Below are 17,448 nucleotides of genomic sequence, written 5' to 3'. Positions count from 1 at the left end.
AAAGTGTAACCCATGTGTCCGGTACGTTCTGTCACCTATGTCTCGGGCCGCTCACCGACATAACCATGCTCGGAAACAGGGCGGGATTTGCCGCCCCTTATTTCAATCCGCACACTCCGGTCATCCTCGGCATTTGCTTTGGTCCCTGCGCCGCCCGGTCGGCTGGGGCTGGCGTGCACGATTATCGCCGTCACCAATTCACGGATGGTCGCAAACTCCATTGGCTCGCCGCGCTTCAATTCATCGGCCAATTCTGTCACCGCGCGCTTGTAGCGATCGATGGCCTTCGGATGCAGGACGATCACGTTGTCGCCTTCCCTGGCAGTCTCAAGCCTCTCGCTGAGTATTTTGCGCTCGGCCTCCAGTTCGCGCAGTCGCGGGATGATAGGCTCGGGTGGCGCGCCCTTGGTGATCGCATCGACAGCGCGCTTAATCTCGCGCTCGATCTCGCCTAGGCGACGTTCTGTCCGCGTGCGCTCGGCGTTCGCCTGCTTCTTGAGCTGCTTGCGTTCGGCGTTATAGGCTCGACAAACTCGGTGATCACCTCGGGGTGCGCTACATGCTGGCGCGATCCCTTGATAGCCAGCGCCTCGATGTCGTCGAGGTAAACGCGCCGCCCGTTAATGCGCGAGCCACTTTCCTTATAGCTTGAGCATTGAATGCGCATGCCCTTGCGGTCGGCGCCCACATCCAGACATCCTGATCTTCGCCCGTCATGAGTATCACCGGCATCGCCTTGGAATGGATTGGCTCGACGACTGCGTTCGGCGACGTCGTCAGCAAACCATAGACCAGATGTGAACCGGGGATCGGCATGGACTTCATGCCTGGCTCCCCATTGAAGATCGTCCACATGCCTGCGAAGGCGAACAACGGTCGGTCCTCGTTGAGTGCGAACCAGACCACGTCCTTCTTCTTGGTCTGAGGGTTCGTTTCCGGTGCGTACTCGGCGAAGCTATTTGCTGGGACACTCTCCGGGACCACCACGCTGACGGCTTGCTGGGCATATCTGAACGCAGTTCCAATGTCGTCCACAATACATAGTGGCAAATTTGAATGGTGGACAACCTGAACATTTTCCTTGACCGTCGTGACCCTCGATTGTCCCGCAACAGTTTGGAGTCTTGTAAAATGAGTTTTACGGATGAAGTTCTCGCATCGAAGTTTAGCGACATCGAACGCGATATCGGAGACGTGATCCAAAACGGCAATCGCGCATTACCTTCAATTCACATCATTCCAAAAGACGAACATCCGCTTCCGAAAGGCCCAATGCCCGACTACGTCTCGCACAAGGAAGGCGTCAATCAGGTAGGCAAACTCTCCGCCGAAGTCATCGTTCGCGAATATGAAGCGGCGGTAAAAGAGATCGAAGCACTCGGTGCCGAACTGAAAGACGCAGCCAAGAGGTGCGAGGAAACCGTTGCTGGTGTTCACTCAATGGTAAATGAGATCAAGGAACTGGCAGCAAGCTATCGTGAGGAGGGCAAACGCTACTTCTTGCAGATCGAGGAATGCTCGCTGATGACGTCCGAAGTTCGCACGGTCTGCGAAGAACTTAAGAAAAAAATCGCAACGACAATTGCCGCTTAAATAGACTATTGACGGATCTTCTAAGTGACCGCGTCATTCATTGTCGCGGTCACCAGCCAATGTTGTCCGTTGCTGTCGGACGGGTTCGGCGAGGGTTGGCTCGGATCGAGCCGAGCAAATGGCAACGCTGCGACGTCGAGCCAACGGTATTGTGGCGCGCCGGGGCGGAAACGAACTCGCTGATCCATTCATTTCGATTACTATTAGCATCCGGGGATAACTTTGGTGCGAGGGACAATCCTTCGTTTCGCTGTCGACCGGTTACCACGCATAATGTTGCGCCTGCGGGGGGACGATCTTTTCAGAGAAAAGAGCAGTTCAGTGAGTTTCACTCGCAAACAAAGAAGTTCTTCGTATTGAATCCTCAAGTCCTTATCGGCGTGTCGACGCAGTTCTACATTGCGAGTACGTTTGGACATAGCAACTCCTACGGAGTGCGAATACCTAGTTAAAAGCAAAACGTGTGATGCATTAACTTAGGTTCCAAAACTGCAATTGCTCATTTCGACCGCAGTTTTACCTCACAAAGCTCTCACTCGCTTTTTATGCCCTCGAAAAGAAAAACAACCTTCGTACCGTTTAAATGATGGAGAATCGCGCGGAAACGATTAATGGAGCCGATGATGAAGCGAACTGAATTAGATCAGACGAGTATCGACGAGCTATGGTCGCTGCACGTTGAAGTCTCCGATCTTTTGCAGCAACGTATCCACGAGGAAAAGCTGAAGCTAGAACAGCGTCTAAAGCTGCTGGAAGCTCCAGCGTCAGGGCGTCGTCGGTATCCTCCGGTTTCCGCGAAATATCGCAACCCTGATCAACCATTTGAGACGTGGTCCGGCCGTGGCAGGCAGCCGCGCTGGCTGGTCACGCAGTTGCGCGCCGGTAAGCGGGTTGAGGATTTCAGGATCAAAAAGGCGGCCGGTGGACGATAATCGTCGGCGCGCAGGCGGTTTGATGAATTTTTCCGGCGGATGATGACGTGCCCCAGCTTGGGGTCGGCTGGAGACGCCAAGGTCGCACCGTACTTCAGCGATACTTGTCAGGCTTGCCATTTGGACTGCCGTCGCTGCCGCCGTTGCCGTAGCCGTTGTTGCCCCTGGGCCCGCCGCCCCCGCCAGAATGCGCGATCGCATCGGAGGTCAGAGAGGTCGATAGCAGCAGCGTTATTGCCGGAGGCGTTACCGCTGCGAACCGGCCAGCCGCAATCAAAAACTTGCGGCGATCTTCGATCTCTCCTTGTTGGCGCTCGTCCATGCTTGTTTGCCTTCAGGTCCCTGTAGAAATAATACTAGACCGCATTTAAAATCCATTTGGTCCAGCCCTGACCACTCACGTTTTGTTTCTAAATGAGAGGGCTCCTCGGTCAGCTAGGAAGCTATCGAGGAACTTGCGAGAGTTTTCCGGAAGCTCATCCCGTGAAACCGTTTGATTGTGAGGCAGCGAACTTTGGCTTGACGGCGGCCCACGTCTAATTTCATCGATTTCTGTGTTGAAGGCTTTTACTTTATCCGCAATCAAATGCTGAAGATAATCGAGTTCCAACGTTTTGCGGCTGAGAAGTCTATCGGACCCGAGTTCCGCAATACGGTCAGTTGCCTGCGACTTGGTAGCCATGTTTTTATCCTCCCTACCTGAGGGTAAACGCGGGATCGGGAAAAAGTTGCTATTTATTTTCGGCGAGGATTGCCCCGCTCCCAACGCGGATTCGAATGACTTGCCGAGCGACATAGGCCCAACCTGAAGAATGCCTGCGCATGTACACGCGTATGGCATTTGTGGACGGCCATAATTTTTCGACGTCAACTACGGGCGGCTTGCTGCAAGAGCGCCAGCCGCCCATTCATTCTCAATATGTCGCGTCACGAGCAATGCGTTTTTCTCGATCGCGAAGCAGGTCTGTCGAAGCACGCAAGCAGAAGCTGACCAACAACAGCAACACCGTAAGTGAAAGTAGCATTGGCAACACATCTACGGTCACCAAATTCTAGTGGAATGAGACTGGTCGATTGTAGCCGGAGCTTGAAGAGCGCTACAGCAACGCAGATCGATGAAGCGACGACCAATATCGTGCCGTGCGCATTGTCTCTGTCTGCAATGGGTCGCCGTACAAACCCTCTAAAAGACACTTGCCCACTTTTCAGGATTGAGAGAGGTAGCGTGGCAGCTCGCGCTCGAACTCGGGAAAATAGCGGGAGATCACGGTGATGTCGAAACGCCGCAGGATCGATCCCTGGGGTTCGCGATCAAGCAGGAATCGGAACGCCGCCTCGATGCAGCCCTCGGGCGTGTGCGTGCCCATCGTCAGCCGTTCGCAAGTATCTCTTGCCATCGTGACGTGATGGCGAGTCTCGCCGTTTCCCACACCGACGGTGACCTCGAATTCAAGTGGATCGCCTTCGCCGGTTCGCTCGACCTTGATCACAGCCTGGTCTCACCGTCGTTGCACGGATTCATGCTAACACGGCACGGCGGTTCAAAGAAAGTTGCGAAGGCTCCCCGCAAGTTTCGTTTAACGCCTCTGCGAACGGATGAAAGTGGAGCCGAGCGCACGCTTCCTGATGGAACTGCGACCGCACGGAAGATCACGTTGGGAGCCATGTCTTTGGAGCCAAGTCTTGGCAGCCATGTCGGATTTTCCATGTGGGATTTTCGGTGGCGAGGCGATCGATCGTCGGTGGTTTGCCGGCAATTGGGAATATCCACGGTGGGCTCGAGTGGAACTGCCGGCGCGGCAGATTGTTGGGCCCATAATTGCCGCGAGCGTCTGAGCGCCTCTCACAGGAATTGACCGCGAGCTAGCTCCAGCGTCTGACGTCGGAACCGCGGTGAGGCAATGACAAGCTATGGAAGCGGAAATGGCTCATGGAAGTGTAGCTTTGAGCTGCCGTCGGACTTCGGTCATGGGCGGCACCATCGCCGCGATCGTGGTGATCGCGAGCATTGCACAGGCACAGACCATCAATACGCGGGGTCAGACTCCTTTCGCGCGCGAGCCCTCGACGTTGATGCATTGGGTTGCCGATAGTAGAGGTGGCGGTGGACCTGACGACTTCGCCGATCTCGCCGAAAGAGTTCAACCGGCCGTGATTGGGGTCAGCTCCAAAGCTGCTGTGACATCCAAAGGCCTTCCCGACCGACTATTCGGTGCACCTGATCAGAGGCCTCCGAACAAGCAGAGTCCAGGGCCGAATGCCCGTGATCAACTGGTCTCGTTTGGCTCCGGCTTCTTCATCTCCGCGGACGGTTATGCCGTGACGAACAGTCACGTCGTGGAAGACGGCGATACGGCCGAGATCCGCACCAACGACAACAAGACCTACTCTGCAAAAGTCATAGGGAAGGATTCGTTGACTGACGTCGCCCTGATCAAAGTCGATGGGCGCAGCGACTTCAGTTATGTAAAACTCGTCGATCAACTGCCGCGCGTCGGCGATTGGGTGTTGGCTGCTGGCAGCCCGTTCGGGCTAGGAGGCACGGTCACGGCCGGCATCGTTTCAGCGCGCGAGCGCGACATCGAAACGGGCTCCGCGACGGATTTCATCCAAATCGATGCGCCGATCAACCAAGGCAATTCTGGCGGCCCGAGCTTTAATGCCCGCGGCGACGTCGTCGGCGTCAACAGCAAGATCCTTTCATCCTCGGAAGGCTCGGTGGGCGTTGCTTTTGCGGTCCCCGCAGACACGGTCAAGGCAGTGGTATCGCAACTGAAAGACAAGGGCGCTGTCACGCGCGGATGGATAGGGGCCAAAGTTCAACCGGTCACTCCGGACATTGCCGACAGCCTCGGCGTGAATGATCTGCACGGCGCGATCGTGGCCAGCGTTCAGGACGACGGTCCGGCTGCCAGGGCCGGATTGAGACGCGGGGACGTGATCACCGCGGCGGAGGGGCAGCCGATCAGGAACGCCAAAGAATTGACCAAGAAGATCCATGCGATGGCGCCAGGCTCCTCGATCCGGCTCGCCATGCTTCGCGAAGGAAGGGAGAACTCACTGAATGTGGCCTTAGGTCAGATGCCTGATCAGGCCGAGGTACCACCGGCCATTCGCAGGTAGTGGGATCGGAATCTTTCAGTCATCATCCCAGCAGGTCCACATCAAGGACAGCAATGCAAAAGGGAGCGGTTCAATGTGCGACTACAGCCTGCACTGCGTCGAATCACGTGCTGCAAGGTCGGGAGAATTGCTGATAACGAGCGAATTTCCCAATACCGTGACACGGGGCTTCTCCGCGGTCGGAGAGTCGGGAATTGCCGTGTGCCTCTCGCCGGGTACTGAGCTTGTGTTCAGCGAAGACGCAGTCAGTGATCATCCGTTTGCGGAGCTATTTCCCAGCATGCGGTTCGGCAGCATTGGGGCGCGGCTCGCGCGCTTCAGGCAGATCAATCAGGAACTGAGCGATAGGCACCACGACGCCCTCGAGTTTGCGAACGGCAGGATCGTGACTCTTACAAGGCTGCGCCCCGGTCAAACGGCAACCGTGCTGCAGCTTCCTGCACAGCGCGAGATCGGCGGGAAGCCGTTGACGCAGAGCAGAACCGGCGCTCGTCAGTTCGGGTGCTGTCCTGGTTAGATTGCGGCTGTCGTCATCGGCAAATTGAGTTCTGAGCGGTGTTCATGTCGATATCGCCGGAAGGCTCCGGAAGCGCGCGGTTCGGCAACGCGCAGGCGATGGCTCGTTGCGACGACCTTCAATTGTCAAAAGGATCTTGTGTGCAAATCGCGGCGAAGGGCGACGTTACAGCAGGCCCATAGTTAGTCTGCGCGATGATGGAGTAGTGCCGCTGATTTGCCCGACGTGTCAAATGTTTTCGCGCCGTCGCTCGGGCATCATGCCAGCGACTACCTGCTACTTTGCATGGGGTTGTTTTTCGTATTTTTGTAGTTGGGAGCGCCGCCTCCTGCACCGGGACGCCCACTGGCGAGCTGCCCGTCGTTCGCTGCGGTCTTGCGGTTCGGCGCTGGCGAGAATGGGTCGGAGCGCGAACAGTCACCGTGATCGCGGTCGTCATACCGGGGAGCCGTCATACGTGGTGCCCACGGCTCTTTCCTCTTTTCACCGAGACGAAGAGCTACGTCGTTCGATGGCGCCAGCCCTTTCTCTGCTGTCGCCATCAGACGGTGCGGGCGCATAGCGAAGCTCCCAAGGCTATCAGGAGGATCCCGGTGAGTCTGTTGAACCAATCCAGCGCGGCTTTCTGCAAGCTTCGAAACATGGTGTTCGTGCTGAGGGTGAGGAAGAGATACCAGGATGCGCTGCCGAGCATCACACCGATGGACGTCGCCAGCGCGCGTTCCATGATCAGCGGTTGGCCGGTTTCCAGCGCGGACGCGACACCCAGGTACGGCAGTATCGTCATCGGGTTGGCGGCGGCGATCAACAGGGTCGATATATAGGCCGAAGGCAAATCTGCGCATGTCGGATCTCCGCATGTCGAGCCGTGCGCCGCGCCCGTGGACACGAGAATGGTTCTGAGGCCCATCAAGACAGCACGATCCCTCCCGTGATGCGCAGCGGCGTGTGCAGGGCGAGCGTTATCTGCGTCAACACGGTCCCGCTCACCACGGCCAGGCAACTGAACATCCCGTGGGCTGTTGCCGCGCCCATGCCGCTCGCAACTCCTGTCCAGATTCCGAATGCCAGCGTCCGCTGCACGCATATCAGGCCAATCGGGCCGAACGGGATAGCGACGAACAAGCCCAGCGCCGCCGCCGGCAGCAAGTGCCCGATGAACGACATCATTTCCAGAATGGCTTGGCTGCTTCGGCCATCGACTCTTGCCGCGTCTTGCCGATGTCCTTGAGAAAATGATCATCGAGCTCCGCCAGGGCTTGTCGCTGCCGCGACCGCTCCGAACACTGGGCACACCAGCTAAAGAACCGTGTTGCCCATCCAAGTCGAGATGTCTCAGCGCCGTCGTGGCGGCTGGACGCCGCGGCTGCTTTCCGACTCGTGAATGAATTGACGCTTGCGATTGAAAAAGTCATCGGATGCTTCATGTGAAACCTCCTGTTCGAATTCGGTAGGTCAGCTTGCAGCAGCGTGATTAGGTCGAGCCGCGACCCGCGGCCGTGAATTGCTTCACAACTCACGCGCTCGTGTCTCCAAGGTGTGAGTTCGCGATTCTGCAAGTCGGCGGATGTCCGCTTTAATGCGATTTGCAAAGTGCGTGCGGGTGCGAAATGGAGCGCGCCCGCTCTGCATCGACCGTCGACCTTTCAGCGGCCCAACACTAGAAAGCGAAGCGGTATGACGGAAGGTCCAATCCGCGGATAATCAATCAGTCCAATTCAGGCGGCGCCTGAGGACTGTATTTGTCGGGTTGATTGAGCTGAGCGCGTCGCTCACGCCGCTTTCGCGCGTCGCGACACGCATTCATCGAAGCATCTGCGCAGCCGGCTGAGCCCTTCGGCAATCCGCGCCGTCTCGATCGCCCCATATCCCAGGATGATGCCGGCCGGAGGCTTTCTGTCCACCTGACAGCGCGACATCGTATCAACGGCAACACCGAGATCAAAGGCTTGTAATACAATCGCATCGATATGATCAGCCGATGCTCCTCGCGCGCAAGCGGTGATGTGCAGCCCCGTGCTCGATGGAACGAGGTCGAGGTGATCGCCGAAGTCCCTCTTGATCTCCCCGGTCAGTATCTCATGCCGTTCGCTATAGATGCGGCTCACCTGCGAATGTGGCGCGCAAACGCGCCCTCGTCGATGAACTGCGCCAGCGCGCTCTGCGCCATTGTCGCTGTATGCCAATCGCTGACGAACTTCGCCTTGTGCGCCGCCTCTCGCAGTGACGGCGGCACGACCATAAAGGCCAGCCGGAGAGCCGGCAGCAACGTCTTTGAGAACGTGCCGACATACACAACGCGACCGGTCGAATCGATGGTCTGAAGCGGCTCGAGCGGACGTCCGCCGAAGCGAAACTCGCTGTCATAGTCATCCTCGACGACAACCGCGTTGCTGCGCTCGGCCCAGGCAAGCAGCGCACGTCGACGCGACAGGCTCATGGCCACGCCGAGGGGAAACTGATGCGACGGCGTCACGAAGACCACCCTGGCTTCGGCCGGCAGCGCCTCCACGACCAGACCGTCGCGGTCGACCGGCGCACCGGTCACGCGCGCGCCCAGCGCCTTGAGCAACTCCTTTAGAGGCCGATAGCCCGGATCCTCCATCGCAACGACATCACCGGGCCCGAGAAGCACGCGAGCGACGATGTCGAGTGCTTGTTGGGTGCCATTGGCCACGATTACGTCGTCGGGCGATGCCGAAACGCTGCGTGAGATGCCAATGTGGCGAGCGATCGCCGCGCGTAGGTCCCAAGTGCCCGCAGGATTCTCGTAGACGCCTGCCGCCATCTCGCGCGAGCGCAGCGCACGGGCGACGACCCGCCGCCAGGCTCGGTGTGGAAACAACGAAGCGTCCGGAAGCCCGGTTCTGAAGTCGAAACGCGCCGCGCGGTTAAAGCCTATCGGAAGCGCTATCGTTTCCCAAACTCCACGCACCCGAATTGCGCGGACTGTCGACCGCCTTGTTTTCGACGCCGGACGTTTCGCCTCAAGCTGATGGCTGACGAACGTCCCGGCGCCCGGACGGGATGTCGCGAATCCTTCCGCGACAAGGCTTCATAAGCAATCGTCACCGTCGATCGCGCAACCGTCAGCGCGGCGGCTAGTTCTCGCGTGGGAGATAGCCGCTCTCCAGGCCGAAGGCGCCCGCCCAGAATTGCCTGCCGGATTTGACGGTAGATTTCTCCGCTGAGGTCACTTCGACCAACAAGGCTGACATGAAAAGCCACAGTACCGAGCCCTCTTTGCTCCGCATTGGACTGGCAACCTTACATAAGGGTGTACGTTCCATCATACCGCTCCTGCAGGTTCCATCGGGGACTGTCAGAGCCGCGCAGCGGGCGAGGCGCTGTGGCGCACGCACTATGGGGAAACCGGCAACTCGCTAATTGGAACCCGTGTCCTCGCACGGCGTTCCCCACCGCAGGTACGCGACCGCTGGTGGCGCGCGGCGCGAACGTATGAATGCATGCTTTGTCGATTAACTCGGTAAGAGTCGCGATGACAAAACTTCCCATGACAGCCGCGGGCTACGCTGCCCTTGCAGATGAGCTGAGGCACCGTATGCGCATCGAGCGGCCCGATCTTGTTCAGCGGATTCAGCAGGCGATCGCCGACGATCCAAATCTGGTTGAGAATTCGGAATATCAGGTTGCGCTTGCAGAGCAAAGTGTCAACGACACTCGAATTGCCGAGTTGGAAGACAAGCTCGCGCGTGCAGATATCGTCGACGTATCCAAGCTTTCCGGCAATACCATCAAGTTTGGCGCCACGGTGACGCTGATTGATGAGGACACCGGCGAGAAGCGGGTCTGGCAGCTCGTCGGCGAACCGGAAGCCGACGCGAGCAAGGGGAAGATTTCGATAACTTCACCGATCGCCAGGGCGTTAATCGGAAAGAGCAAAGGGGAAACCGTGGCCGTCGAGACGCCGGGCGGCGCCAAGGCTTTCGGGGTCCGCCAAGTGGAGTGGTTTGAGGCAAAACGAAAAAGGCGCGAGCAGGTGTGAAACGGCGGCTCGATCTTCGGGTTGGGTACGGATCGCATCGGACATTGTTATCGCGATCGTCACGTACGCGCCTGGTTCGGGCTGCTGGCCTTTGAACGATGCAACAGCTCGGTAACCTCCTGATCGGAAGTCTGGCCGAAATCCCTGTAGTGCATGCCGACCGCAAAGAACGGATCGGGGCTCTTGAGACAAATGATCTCGTCTGCCTCCGCACTCAGTTCGTCAAGCGAATCGCGTGGTGCGACCGGCACCGCTAGAACGAGACGACCCGGCTTCGCCCTTGCGAGCGCTCTCAGCACGGCTTTCACGGATCCGCCGGTGGCGATGCCGTCGTCGACGACAATGATTGTACGGCCGGCAATCTCCGGCGGTGGATCACCGTCGCGGTAAAGGCGCCGTCGACGTTCGATTTCGGCAAGCTGGCGGGCCGTCTCGGCTTCCAGATAGGCCGCGCCCGGCTGGATCTCGCGAACGATATCCTCGTTGAGCACGACCTGCGGATGGGCGCCATCGACGACTGCACCGAGCCCGAGTTCCTCATGGCCCGGCGCGCCGATCTTGCGCACGAGCGCTACGTCGAGCGGGGCGTGCAACGCTTGCGCAATCTCGAATGCAACAGGAACGCCGCCGCGCGGCAGCGCAAGCACAACCGCGTCCTTGTCTCTGAATTTCATGAGAGCCGACGCCAGCCGGCGTCCGGCGTCTCGGCGGTTGGCGAAAATCGTATCGGCGTCGATCACCTCTTCGGAGAGGGGCGACGCCAGGAATTGGCGGAACCAGCGCGTGGCATATTGCGTCACCTGCTCAAGCGCGCCGGGTTCTTCGAACAAATGCGTCGCCTTCGGCACGATCACGAGGTCCTTCTCGCAAGAGAGCTCCGCAAAAGCCGAACGGTTGAGCGGAATCACCGGTAGGTCGGCTCCACCAACGATCAGCAGCGTCGGCGCCCTGACGGCGTGCAGCGCATTGCCGGCCAAATCCGGGCGACCGCCGCGCGAAACCACCGCAGCGACGTTTTGCCGGTCGGCAGCCGCGACCAGCGCGGCCGCTGCACCGGTGCTTGCGCCGAAATAGCCAATCGGAAACTTCGCGAGCTCTGGCCTGTTGCGGCTCCAGTTTGCGGCGTCTGCAAGCCGTGATGCCAACAGCGGGATGTCGAATACGTTGCCGCGGTCACGCTCCTCCTCCGGGCTGAGGAGATCAAGCAGCAGCGTGGCAAACCCGGCCTCACGGAGAGCCGCTGCGACCTGGTTGTTGCGTGGGCTTAGACGGCCGCTACCGCCATGCGCAAAAATCACTATGCCGGCCGCATCGTGAGGCACGCCCAAAATACCCGCAAGGTGGTGCGGACGGACCAGGACTTCGCTGAGCTGTTCCCGTGCACGTGCCATGATCAGAATCCAAAGGGATAGGTTTCTGCCGCGCCCGCGACGGCTCTTGTCGCAAACGGTGTCACCGCCTTGGTGTCTTCGAACCAGACGAACGCGTCGAACTGTTCGGGCAATACCGCCTCAAAGTAGTGGCTGAGGAGCTCCGTCTCGGGTCGATAGATGACGCCAATGGCTCGCTCGAGTCTGGGACCGGTCAGCCTGTCGCGCAGCTCGCCTCGGCCGGGCGGCCGCAAATCGGTCAGTGATCGCGCCAGGCCGGTGCGGCGGAACAGGTATTCATAGCTGTCCTCGCGGGCCGGCCGAACCGACTTGATCTCCATCTCGCCGCCCCAATCGGAGGCCGCAGCCACTGTGCCGCGATCCGTGCCGAACCCGATCAAGACGGCTTCGTCGCCATAGGCGTTGCGGACAAGCTCTCCGATATTGAATTCGCCACCCCAACCCATCGAAGTTGCCGCGGCGTTGCCGATGTGGGAGTTGTGGGCCCAGACCACCGCCTTCGCCTGCGGCCCGCGTTCCTGCATCACATATTGCAGCGTGTCGAACATGTGACGGTCGCGCAAGTTCCACGACTCGGTCGAGCCGCGATACATGATGCGGTAATACTGTTCGGCCGCGCGCACGATCCGCGCATTCTGCGCGGCATTGAAGAAGGCCTCGCCGCCGTCTTGATGCGAAAGCCGGTGCGACAGAAGCTCGCGCAATTGAGCCACCACCTCGTCTTCGCAACTGTCGCGGCCGGACAGCACGACGCGTCCGTAACCGGCAGGGTCGGCCTGCCACGGCGTCAGGCAGGAATAGCGTTCACGCGCCGCGCGGGCGCGTTCCGGGTCGATGCCTTCGAGATACGCGATGACAGCGGCAATGGAGCTGTTGAGGCTGTAGACGTCGAGCCCCCGCAACTCGACCCGCTGGTCCGCAGCGCACGCGCCGTTGTGGAAGCGCAGATAATCGATGAAATGCTTCACTTCGATATTGCGCCACATCCAGGTTGGAAAACGTTCGAACGGCCGCTCCTTGGGCGGCTCGGATGGCAGTTGCCGCACGAGGTGGTCGAGCACTGCTGCGTCCGGCCAATCGGCCTCGACCGCGACAATGTTGAAGCCGTGGTGCTCGATCAGCTGGCGGGTGATGGCGGCACGTGCCCGATAGAATTCTGACGTGCCATGTGTCGCCTCGCCAAGCATCACGATTTTCGCAGAGCCGAACCGATCGAAAAAGGACGTGAAATCGTCCTGCTCCGGAGCCGGGAGATGCTCGCCTGCTTCGCGCAGGAAATCGATCAACTCGCGATTGGTCCTCTCGCGAATTTGTTCGGCTTCCGGTGAAAGGGCCATGCGCCGGGTTCCCTAGATGGCTGCTGCGCTTGTCCAGCATCGGCGTACCGACGCGCGGCTTTGCAGGGATCGTCCTGAGCGCACGCGGGAAACGCCGATGAGCGTGCCTTATTGAGGCAACTCAAGCGCCGGTCCGACGTTCCTTCGTATCGGCGGAATCGACCGGCAAGCGTGTGGTTGCACCCGGAGGACCGAGCGAGCCCGCCGCTGCGACCCTTCATGAGCACGGGAGTCTGCATATGGTGTTCAAGTTGACGAGTCCTGCATTCGATGACGACCAGCCGATTCCGGTCAAATACACTTGCGACGGCCAGAATGTGTCTCCGCCGCTTCAATGGTCGGATCCGCCGCCGGGTACGAAGAGCTTCGCCCTTATCGTTGAGGACCCGGATGCACCGTCCGGCACGTTTCGGCATTGGGGCATCTACAACATCATGGGCGAGCGGACGATGCTGCCGGAAGCCATCGGTCACGGGCCAAAGACGGAGCATCTCGGCAAAGGCGTGAACGATTTCGGCGAACTAGGCTATGGCGGGCCAGCGCCGCCCAAGGGTCATGGTACGCATCACTATCACTTCAAGCTGGCGGCCTTGGATGTCGACGAGCTGTCGCGTTCGCCTAGTATGCCGATAGCCGACATCTGGAAAGCAGCCGAGAAGCACGCGATCGGCCAAGCTGAACTCGTCGGGACGTACCGCAGATAGCGCGACGCGTTGCATGGAACGAGCGGGTGTCGGGGTGCGCCTGTGGCATTCCCGCTCCCGCTCGGCGCTCTGTTCCTTCTGTTTGCATCATACCTCAGCCGGTGACCGCGCCTGCATGTTGCCCGCCCGGCCGCGAAATTCCATGCAGCGCAGTAGCGGCGCCGTCACCCGGCTTGGAAACCGCGATATCGCCGAGCGCAATGATGCCGACCAGCCGCTTGTTTCGAGTGAGCACCGGCAACCGCCGCACCTGAATGTCGGTCATGTTGCGAGTGACTTCATCGATATCCTGGTCTTCGAAACAGTATTTGACATCTGCTGTCATGACGTCGCGCACCGGCGCATCCGGACTTCGGCCCATCGCCATGCCGCGCGTCGCAATATCACGGTCGGAGATCATTCCCACCAACCGATCATTTTCAGCGACCGGCAACAGTCCGATATTGAGCGTCGCCATCGCCTCGGCTGCATCCCTGATGCTGTCCTGCGGAGAGCAGAGCTGCACGTTCGTGGTCATGGCATCGCAAACTCTCATCTCGAGCCTCCTCTTTTGTATTTTTGCTGATAGGCCGCCAACGAAATTTGCAAGCGGACGTTCCCTCTATCGACCGGAATCTCGGTGTTGCGGCTTCTGCAGCACTCGCGAAGAAACGGGTTCATTCGGCGCCCGCGGCAGAAACCGCGGCGGTCGTTCCACGCGCGCCGCGGAACATCGCGCGTACGAGTGTGTTCAACGCTTGGACCAGAGCAAAGCGGAGCGGATGACGATGGCGGGACGGCTGAACGGAAAATCATCAATCGTGACAGGTGCGGCGACGGGAATCGGCGAAGCTATCGCCCATAAATTTGCGCGAGAAGGTGCGAAAGTCATTGTTGCCGGACTGCCCACCGATCCGGTGGAGGACGTCGTCCATGCCATCCGGGCGCGCGGCGGCGTGGCCGAACCCTTTCTTGGCGATGTTGCGGACGAGGTGGATGCGCAAGCCTGCATCGCTCTGGCGATCGACGCATTCGGCAGGCTCGACATCCTGATCAACCATGCCGGCGTCTTTCCTGAAATTGCCGAATGCCAGGATCATTCGGTCGAGATGTTCGACTACATCGTGCGTAACAATGTCCGTTCTGCATTCCTGATGACGAAGTTTGCGCTGCCGCATCTGAAGCCCGCGCGGGGTGTCGTGATTTCGACGGGATCGGAGGCCGGCGAAATGGGTGAGCCGACGGCGGCGCCCTACGGTGGTTCGAAGGGCTTCCTTCACGCGTTCATGCGCGGCGTGGCCTACGAACAGGGCAAGCACGGCGTGCGCGCCCTCTGTGTGTGCCCTGGCCCCATCGATACGGCCTGGACGCACAAGGAGACCGGGCCGATGAACGAGCAGATGGAGAAGCAGACTCTTGCCGGTACCGTGCTCGGTCGGCGCGGCACCCCGGAGGAGATGGCCAATGTCTTTGCGTTCGCCGCGTCGGATGAGGCGAGCTTCGTAACAGGGGCGCTGATATTTGCTGACGGCGGCACCACGATTGCGAAGGGTGGTCCAGGGGAGATGGTGCCGAGCTTTGTGAGGGAGCAACCCAAGCCGACGCTCGATCTCAGGCACTCGCACGACGGCCTCAAGGGCAAGCCCGTCGAGAACCGCATGCACTAGATGAGGCTGCGAACAGAATGCCGGTCGCGATCGACTCGCTGGTGGTCAGAGCACCGGTACCGCCCGGAGCAAGGCCTTTCTGCCCGATTGCGTCCCTTGGCTGAGGCGATCATCCGGATGCTCGGTCACCGCATCGGTCGACGGAAATATGCTGTCGTATATCGCGCGAGCCTCTCGAATTAAACGAGCCCGCTCGAGCTCTGGCTTCGGAACAAGCCGAACGATTTCGCCCATGCAGGGTCCCCGTCGCGGAAAGCATCTTTGGTTCACATGTACGTTATGTTATAACGTAACATACGGCGGATTAGCGTTCTGTCAAGTCGCGTTTGGTCCGGTTGGCAGCATCGGAACGCAATACGCCGGACAACGCTGAAAACGACTGGCGCTTCGCCGTCGCTTCTATGCGTTGGTAGGCTGGATGTGCTGATTGCGTCGAGCTGATCGAAGAGGCTGCTAGCGCCGCAATGCTGTGTCGGGTATGGCCCTGCGCACCACCTCGCGCATCGCAAAGCTCGAGTGGATGCGCGCCACCCCAGGCATCCGTGAAAGATGTTGCTTGTGGATGCGTTCGAAGTCCGCGATGTCGCGTGCGATGACCTGCAAGTGATAATCGTCGCTGCCTGACATCAAGTGACAGGACACGACATCCGGACAGCGGGCGATCGCTGCTTCGAATGCGGCCAGGTAATCCTCGCTCTGTTTTTCCAGCGTGATGGTGACGACGACCGTCGTGACGAGCCCGAGCGCAGTCGGCTCGAGATCGGCGCGATAGCCCCTGATAATCCCACGTTCCTCGAGTTGGCGGATGCGGCGCGCGCAGGCAGTCGGCGATAGTCCGACCTTTTCGGCGAGCTCGATCTGGCTCGCCCGGGCGTCAGCGAGGAGCTCGGTTAGAATCCGGTAATCAATGCGATCCAGTTCATCCACGCTATAAGTCACCAATTTATAGGGCTAACGTGCAGAATATGTGCGTAGATCGCGTCCAGCAAGCCGCAATTCGCCGAAAAGCGTTGCCAAGTCAGAAGTATTCTATCTGCAGTCTGATAGCCTCGAACAGGAGCAAGCCCATGCGGATCGGTGTGCCCAGGGAGATCAAGGTCGAGGAATATCGCGTTGGTCTGACGCCGGCTTCGGTACGGGAATATGTGACGCGGGGGCACGAGGTGATCGTCGAGCAGGGCGCGGGGATCGGCATTGGCGCAAGTGATGACGTCTACCGTTCGGCCGGCGCTGCAATCGTGGATACGGCCGCGGAAATCTTCGCCACCGCCGACATGGTGGTCAAGGTCAAGGAGCCGCAGCCGAGCGAATGGCGCCAGCTTCGCGACAATCAGATTCTCTTTACCTATTTGCACCTTGCGCCGGATGCGGCGCAGACCAAGGGGCTTCTGGCATCCGGCTGCACGGCGATCGCTTACGAGACGGTGACGGACTCCCATGGAGGGCTTCCCTTGCTTGCGCCGATGAGCGAAGTGGCGGGACGGTTGGCGATCGAGGCGGCGGGCGCTGCCTTGCGGAAATCGGCGGACGGAATGGGCAAGCTGATCGGCGGGGTGCCCGGCGTGGCCCCGAGCAGGATCGCGGTGATCGGCGGTGGCGTGGTCGGCACGCATGCCGCGCGGATGGCCGCAGGGCTCGGCGCCGACATCGTCATCCTGGACCGCTCGCTGCCGCGCCTTCGCGTTCTCGACGAGATGTTCCAGGGGCGCGTGCGCACGCGTTATGCAACGCTGGAGGCGATCGAAGAGGAAGTCATTGCGGCCGACGTCGTCATCGGCGCCGTGCTGGTGCCGGGCGCCAGCGCGCCGAAGCTCGTCTCGCGCGCGCATCTCGGCCGCATGAAATACCGTGCCGTACTGGTCGACGTTGCGATTGACCAGGGCGGCTGCTTCGAGACGTCGCGGCCGACGACCCATCAGGCGCCGACCTATCTCGTCGACGAGATCGTGCACTATTGCGTCGCCAACATGCCGGGCGCGGTGCCGGTGACGTCGAGCCATGCGCTCAACAATGCCACGCTGCCGTTCGGCCTTGCGCTGGCTGAAAAGGGCATCCGCGCCCTGATCGAGGATCCGCATCTGCGCGCCGGACTCAATGTGCACCGCGGACAGATCACCAATCGCGCGGTCGCCGACAGCCAGAATTTGCCTGCAGCGGCACCCGAAAGGATTTTGGCGGCGTGACGCCGACTCGCCTTAC

23 protein-coding genes and 1 pseudogene are annotated in these 17,448 nt (G+C 59.9%); 8 read left to right on the top strand and 16 right to left on the bottom strand.

The genetic code is table 11. The annotated features are described in order from the left end of the window. Positions 1-35: 35 nt before the first annotated feature. Together KJQ96_RS18020 and KJQ96_RS40265 are read right to left on the bottom strand one after the other, a co-directional pair. Positions 36-305, bottom strand: coding sequence for a hypothetical protein (locus tag KJQ96_RS18020; protein ID WP_213287904.1), 270 nt, complete (start codon positions 303-305; stop codon positions 36-38). 250 nt (positions 306-555) lie between these two features. Further along, positions 556-969, bottom strand: a pseudogene (locus tag KJQ96_RS40265) (SOS response-associated peptidase family protein); the annotation flags it as partial. Between the two features lie 162 nt (positions 970-1,131). On the opposite strand from KJQ96_RS40265, the gene KJQ96_RS18010 reads away from it, so the two are divergent. Beyond that, positions 1,132-1,593, top strand: a complete 462-nt coding sequence (locus KJQ96_RS18010; RefSeq protein WP_197427362.1) for a hypothetical protein — start codon at positions 1,132-1,134, stop codon at positions 1,591-1,593. Positions 1,594-2,204: 611 nt separating this feature from the next. Next, positions 2,205-2,525 (top strand): H-NS histone family protein, encoded by a 321-nt coding sequence (locus KJQ96_RS18005; protein WP_309142432.1) that lies wholly within the window; start codon positions 2,205-2,207, stop codon positions 2,523-2,525. Between the two features lie 94 nt (positions 2,526-2,619). On the opposite strand, the gene KJQ96_RS18000 is transcribed toward KJQ96_RS18005, so the two are convergent. The 3 genes from KJQ96_RS18000 to KJQ96_RS17990 all read right to left on the bottom strand — a co-directional run bounded on the left by KJQ96_RS18000 (position 2,620) and on the right by KJQ96_RS17990 (position 4,015). After that, positions 2,620-2,847, bottom strand: coding sequence for a hypothetical protein (locus tag KJQ96_RS18000; protein WP_213287903.1), 228 nt, complete (start codon positions 2,845-2,847; stop codon positions 2,620-2,622). Between the two features lie 75 nt (positions 2,848-2,922). Continuing rightward, positions 2,923-3,207 carry a hypothetical protein gene (locus KJQ96_RS17995; RefSeq protein ID WP_213287902.1) on the bottom strand — a complete coding sequence of 95 codons (285 nt, stop codon included), beginning with the start codon at positions 3,205-3,207 and terminating at the stop codon, positions 2,923-2,925. A gap of 523 nt (positions 3,208-3,730) precedes the next feature. Beyond that, positions 3,731-4,015 (bottom strand): hypothetical protein, encoded by a 285-nt coding sequence (locus KJQ96_RS17990; protein WP_213287901.1) that lies wholly within the window; start codon positions 4,013-4,015, stop codon positions 3,731-3,733. 478 nt (positions 4,016-4,493) lie between these two features. On the opposite strand from KJQ96_RS17990, the gene KJQ96_RS17985 reads away from it, so the two are divergent. Continuing rightward, entirely contained in the window at positions 4,494-5,648 is a 1,155-nt protein-coding gene (locus KJQ96_RS17985; RefSeq protein ID WP_213287900.1) for a S1C family serine protease, read from the top strand. Positions 5,649-5,721: 73 nt separating this feature from the next. After that, complete coding sequence (locus KJQ96_RS17980) at positions 5,722-6,165, top strand: hypothetical protein (RefSeq protein ID WP_213287899.1); 444 nt, start codon at positions 5,722-5,724, stop codon at positions 6,163-6,165. Positions 6,166-6,706: 541 nt separating this feature from the next. On the opposite strand, the gene KJQ96_RS17975 is transcribed toward KJQ96_RS17980, so the two are convergent. From KJQ96_RS17975 to KJQ96_RS42035, 6 genes are all read right to left on the bottom strand, one after another. After that, positions 6,707-7,075 carry a LysE family transporter gene (locus tag KJQ96_RS17975; protein WP_249734183.1) on the bottom strand — a complete coding sequence of 123 codons (369 nt, stop codon included), beginning with the start codon at positions 7,073-7,075 and terminating at the stop codon, positions 6,707-6,709. Continuing rightward, positions 7,075-7,335 (bottom strand): hypothetical protein, encoded by a 261-nt coding sequence (locus KJQ96_RS17970; RefSeq protein WP_213287897.1) that lies wholly within the window; start codon positions 7,333-7,335, stop codon positions 7,075-7,077. Before KJQ96_RS17970 ends, KJQ96_RS17975 begins: the two co-directional genes overlap by 1 nt. Then, positions 7,332-7,592 (bottom strand): DUF1127 domain-containing protein, encoded by a 261-nt coding sequence (locus KJQ96_RS17965; RefSeq protein WP_249734158.1) that lies wholly within the window; start codon positions 7,590-7,592, stop codon positions 7,332-7,334. Before KJQ96_RS17965 ends, KJQ96_RS17970 begins: the two co-directional genes overlap by 4 nt. 345 nt (positions 7,593-7,937) lie before the next feature. Next, entirely contained in the window at positions 7,938-8,273 is a 336-nt protein-coding gene (locus KJQ96_RS17960) for a hypothetical protein (protein ID WP_213287896.1), read from the bottom strand. Next, positions 8,270-9,010, bottom strand: coding sequence for a PLP-dependent aminotransferase family protein (locus KJQ96_RS17955; RefSeq protein WP_213287895.1), 741 nt, complete (start codon positions 9,008-9,010; stop codon positions 8,270-8,272). The genes KJQ96_RS17960 and KJQ96_RS17955 overlap by 4 nt, the downstream gene beginning before the upstream one ends. 65 nt (positions 9,011-9,075) lie before the next feature. Further along, positions 9,076-9,318 carry a hypothetical protein gene (locus KJQ96_RS42035; protein ID WP_375293174.1) on the bottom strand — a complete coding sequence of 81 codons (243 nt, stop codon included), beginning with the start codon at positions 9,316-9,318 and terminating at the stop codon, positions 9,076-9,078. 346 nt (positions 9,319-9,664) lie between these two features. Between KJQ96_RS42035 and greA the strand changes: the two genes are divergently transcribed. Continuing rightward, entirely contained in the window at positions 9,665-10,171 is a 507-nt protein-coding gene (gene greA / locus KJQ96_RS17945) for a transcription elongation factor GreA (protein WP_213287893.1), read from the top strand. Between the two features lie 59 nt (positions 10,172-10,230). On the opposite strand, the gene KJQ96_RS41745 is transcribed toward greA, so the two are convergent. Continuing rightward, positions 10,231-11,562, bottom strand: coding sequence for a phosphoribosyltransferase family protein (locus KJQ96_RS41745; RefSeq protein ID WP_309142431.1), 1,332 nt, complete (start codon positions 11,560-11,562; stop codon positions 10,231-10,233). A gap of 2 nt (positions 11,563-11,564) precedes the next feature. Further along, the gene (locus KJQ96_RS17930) at positions 11,565-12,899 is read right to left on the bottom strand and encodes an erythromycin esterase family protein (RefSeq protein ID WP_213287892.1); all 1,335 of its coding nucleotides are present in this window, start codon (positions 12,897-12,899) and stop codon (positions 11,565-11,567) included. 239 nt (positions 12,900-13,138) lie between these two features. Between KJQ96_RS17930 and KJQ96_RS17925 the strand changes: the two genes are divergently transcribed. Then, positions 13,139-13,603, top strand: a complete 465-nt coding sequence (locus tag KJQ96_RS17925; RefSeq protein WP_213287891.1) for a YbhB/YbcL family Raf kinase inhibitor-like protein — start codon at positions 13,139-13,141, stop codon at positions 13,601-13,603. A 94-nt stretch (positions 13,604-13,697) separates the two neighbouring features. On the opposite strand, the gene KJQ96_RS17920 is transcribed toward KJQ96_RS17925, so the two are convergent. Beyond that, positions 13,698-14,138 (bottom strand): CBS domain-containing protein, encoded by a 441-nt coding sequence (locus KJQ96_RS17920; RefSeq protein ID WP_213287890.1) that lies wholly within the window; start codon positions 14,136-14,138, stop codon positions 13,698-13,700. On the opposite strand from KJQ96_RS17920, the gene KJQ96_RS17915 reads away from it, so the two are divergent. Continuing rightward, a complete protein-coding gene (locus KJQ96_RS17915) occupies positions 14,047-15,249 on the top strand; it encodes an SDR family NAD(P)-dependent oxidoreductase (protein WP_249734157.1) in 1,203 nt (400 codons plus the stop codon). The two genes, KJQ96_RS17920 and KJQ96_RS17915, sit on opposite strands and share 92 nt — an antisense overlap. Positions 15,250-15,294: 45 nt before the next feature. Here the strand turns inward: KJQ96_RS17915 and KJQ96_RS40260 are convergent, their stop codons facing one another. Then, positions 15,295-15,483: a hypothetical protein gene (locus tag KJQ96_RS40260; protein WP_249734156.1), complete on the bottom strand. Its 189-nt coding sequence runs from the start codon at positions 15,481-15,483 to the stop codon at positions 15,295-15,297. 219 nt (positions 15,484-15,702) lie between these two features. Continuing rightward, positions 15,703-16,176 carry an Lrp/AsnC family transcriptional regulator gene (locus KJQ96_RS17910; RefSeq protein WP_035727413.1) on the bottom strand — a complete coding sequence of 158 codons (474 nt, stop codon included), beginning with the start codon at positions 16,174-16,176 and terminating at the stop codon, positions 15,703-15,705. Positions 16,177-16,316: 140 nt separating this feature from the next. Between KJQ96_RS17910 and ald the strand changes: the two genes are divergently transcribed. Further along, a complete protein-coding gene (ald, locus tag KJQ96_RS17905; protein ID WP_213287889.1) occupies positions 16,317-17,432 on the top strand; it encodes an alanine dehydrogenase in 1,116 nt (371 codons plus the stop codon). Positions 17,433-17,448: the final 16 nt, after the last annotated feature.

It is taken from the genome of Bradyrhizobium sp. sGM-13 (genome assembly GCF_018398875.1).
GTDB lineage: Bacteria > Pseudomonadota > Alphaproteobacteria > Rhizobiales > Xanthobacteraceae > Bradyrhizobium.
The sequence above is the reverse complement of the archived record's forward strand: the minus strand, read 5'-3'. Positions and strand labels throughout refer to the sequence as shown.

What these genes read in the sequence shown, in the direction of transcription:
- KJQ96_RS17995 (WP_213287902.1), bottom strand. Translation starts at nt 3,207, where the DNA reads ATGGCTACCAAGTCGCAGGCAACTGACCGTATTGCGGAACTCGGGTCC.
- KJQ96_RS18000 (WP_213287903.1), bottom strand. Translation starts at nt 2,847, where the DNA reads ATGGACGAGCGCCAACAAGGAGAGATCGAAGATCGCCGCAAGTTTTTG.
- KJQ96_RS41745 (WP_309142431.1), bottom strand. Translation starts at nt 11,562, where the DNA reads ATGGCACGTGCACGGGAACAGCTCAGCGAAGTCCTGGTCCGTCCGCAC.
- KJQ96_RS17980 (WP_213287899.1), top strand. Translation starts at nt 5,722, where the DNA reads ATGTGCGACTACAGCCTGCACTGCGTCGAATCACGTGCTGCAAGGTCG.
- ald (WP_213287889.1), top strand. Translation starts at nt 16,317, where the DNA reads ATGCGGATCGGTGTGCCCAGGGAGATCAAGGTCGAGGAATATCGCGTT.
- KJQ96_RS40260 (WP_249734156.1), bottom strand. Translation starts at nt 15,483, where the DNA reads ATGGGCGAAATCGTTCGGCTTGTTCCGAAGCCAGAGCTCGAGCGGGCT.
- KJQ96_RS17920 (WP_213287890.1), bottom strand. Translation starts at nt 14,138, where the DNA reads ATGAGAGTTTGCGATGCCATGACCACGAACGTGCAGCTCTGCTCTCCG.
- greA (WP_213287893.1), top strand. Translation starts at nt 9,665, where the DNA reads ATGACAAAACTTCCCATGACAGCCGCGGGCTACGCTGCCCTTGCAGAT.
- KJQ96_RS17975 (WP_249734183.1), bottom strand. Translation starts at nt 7,075, where the DNA reads ATGGGCCTCAGAACCATTCTCGTGTCCACGGGCGCGGCGCACGGCTCG.
- KJQ96_RS17985 (WP_213287900.1), top strand. Translation starts at nt 4,494, where the DNA reads ATGGGCGGCACCATCGCCGCGATCGTGGTGATCGCGAGCATTGCACAG.
- KJQ96_RS17970 (WP_213287897.1), bottom strand. Translation starts at nt 7,335, where the DNA reads ATGATGTCGTTCATCGGGCACTTGCTGCCGGCGGCGGCGCTGGGCTTG.
- KJQ96_RS17965 (WP_249734158.1), bottom strand. Translation starts at nt 7,592, where the DNA reads ATGAAGCATCCGATGACTTTTTCAATCGCAAGCGTCAATTCATTCACG.
- KJQ96_RS18010 (WP_197427362.1), top strand. Translation starts at nt 1,132, where the DNA reads ATGAGTTTTACGGATGAAGTTCTCGCATCGAAGTTTAGCGACATCGAA.
- KJQ96_RS18005 (WP_309142432.1), top strand. Translation starts at nt 2,205, where the DNA reads ATGGAGCCGATGATGAAGCGAACTGAATTAGATCAGACGAGTATCGAC.
- KJQ96_RS17930 (WP_213287892.1), bottom strand. Translation starts at nt 12,899, where the DNA reads ATGGCCCTTTCACCGGAAGCCGAACAAATTCGCGAGAGGACCAATCGC.
- KJQ96_RS17925 (WP_213287891.1), top strand. Translation starts at nt 13,139, where the DNA reads ATGGTGTTCAAGTTGACGAGTCCTGCATTCGATGACGACCAGCCGATT.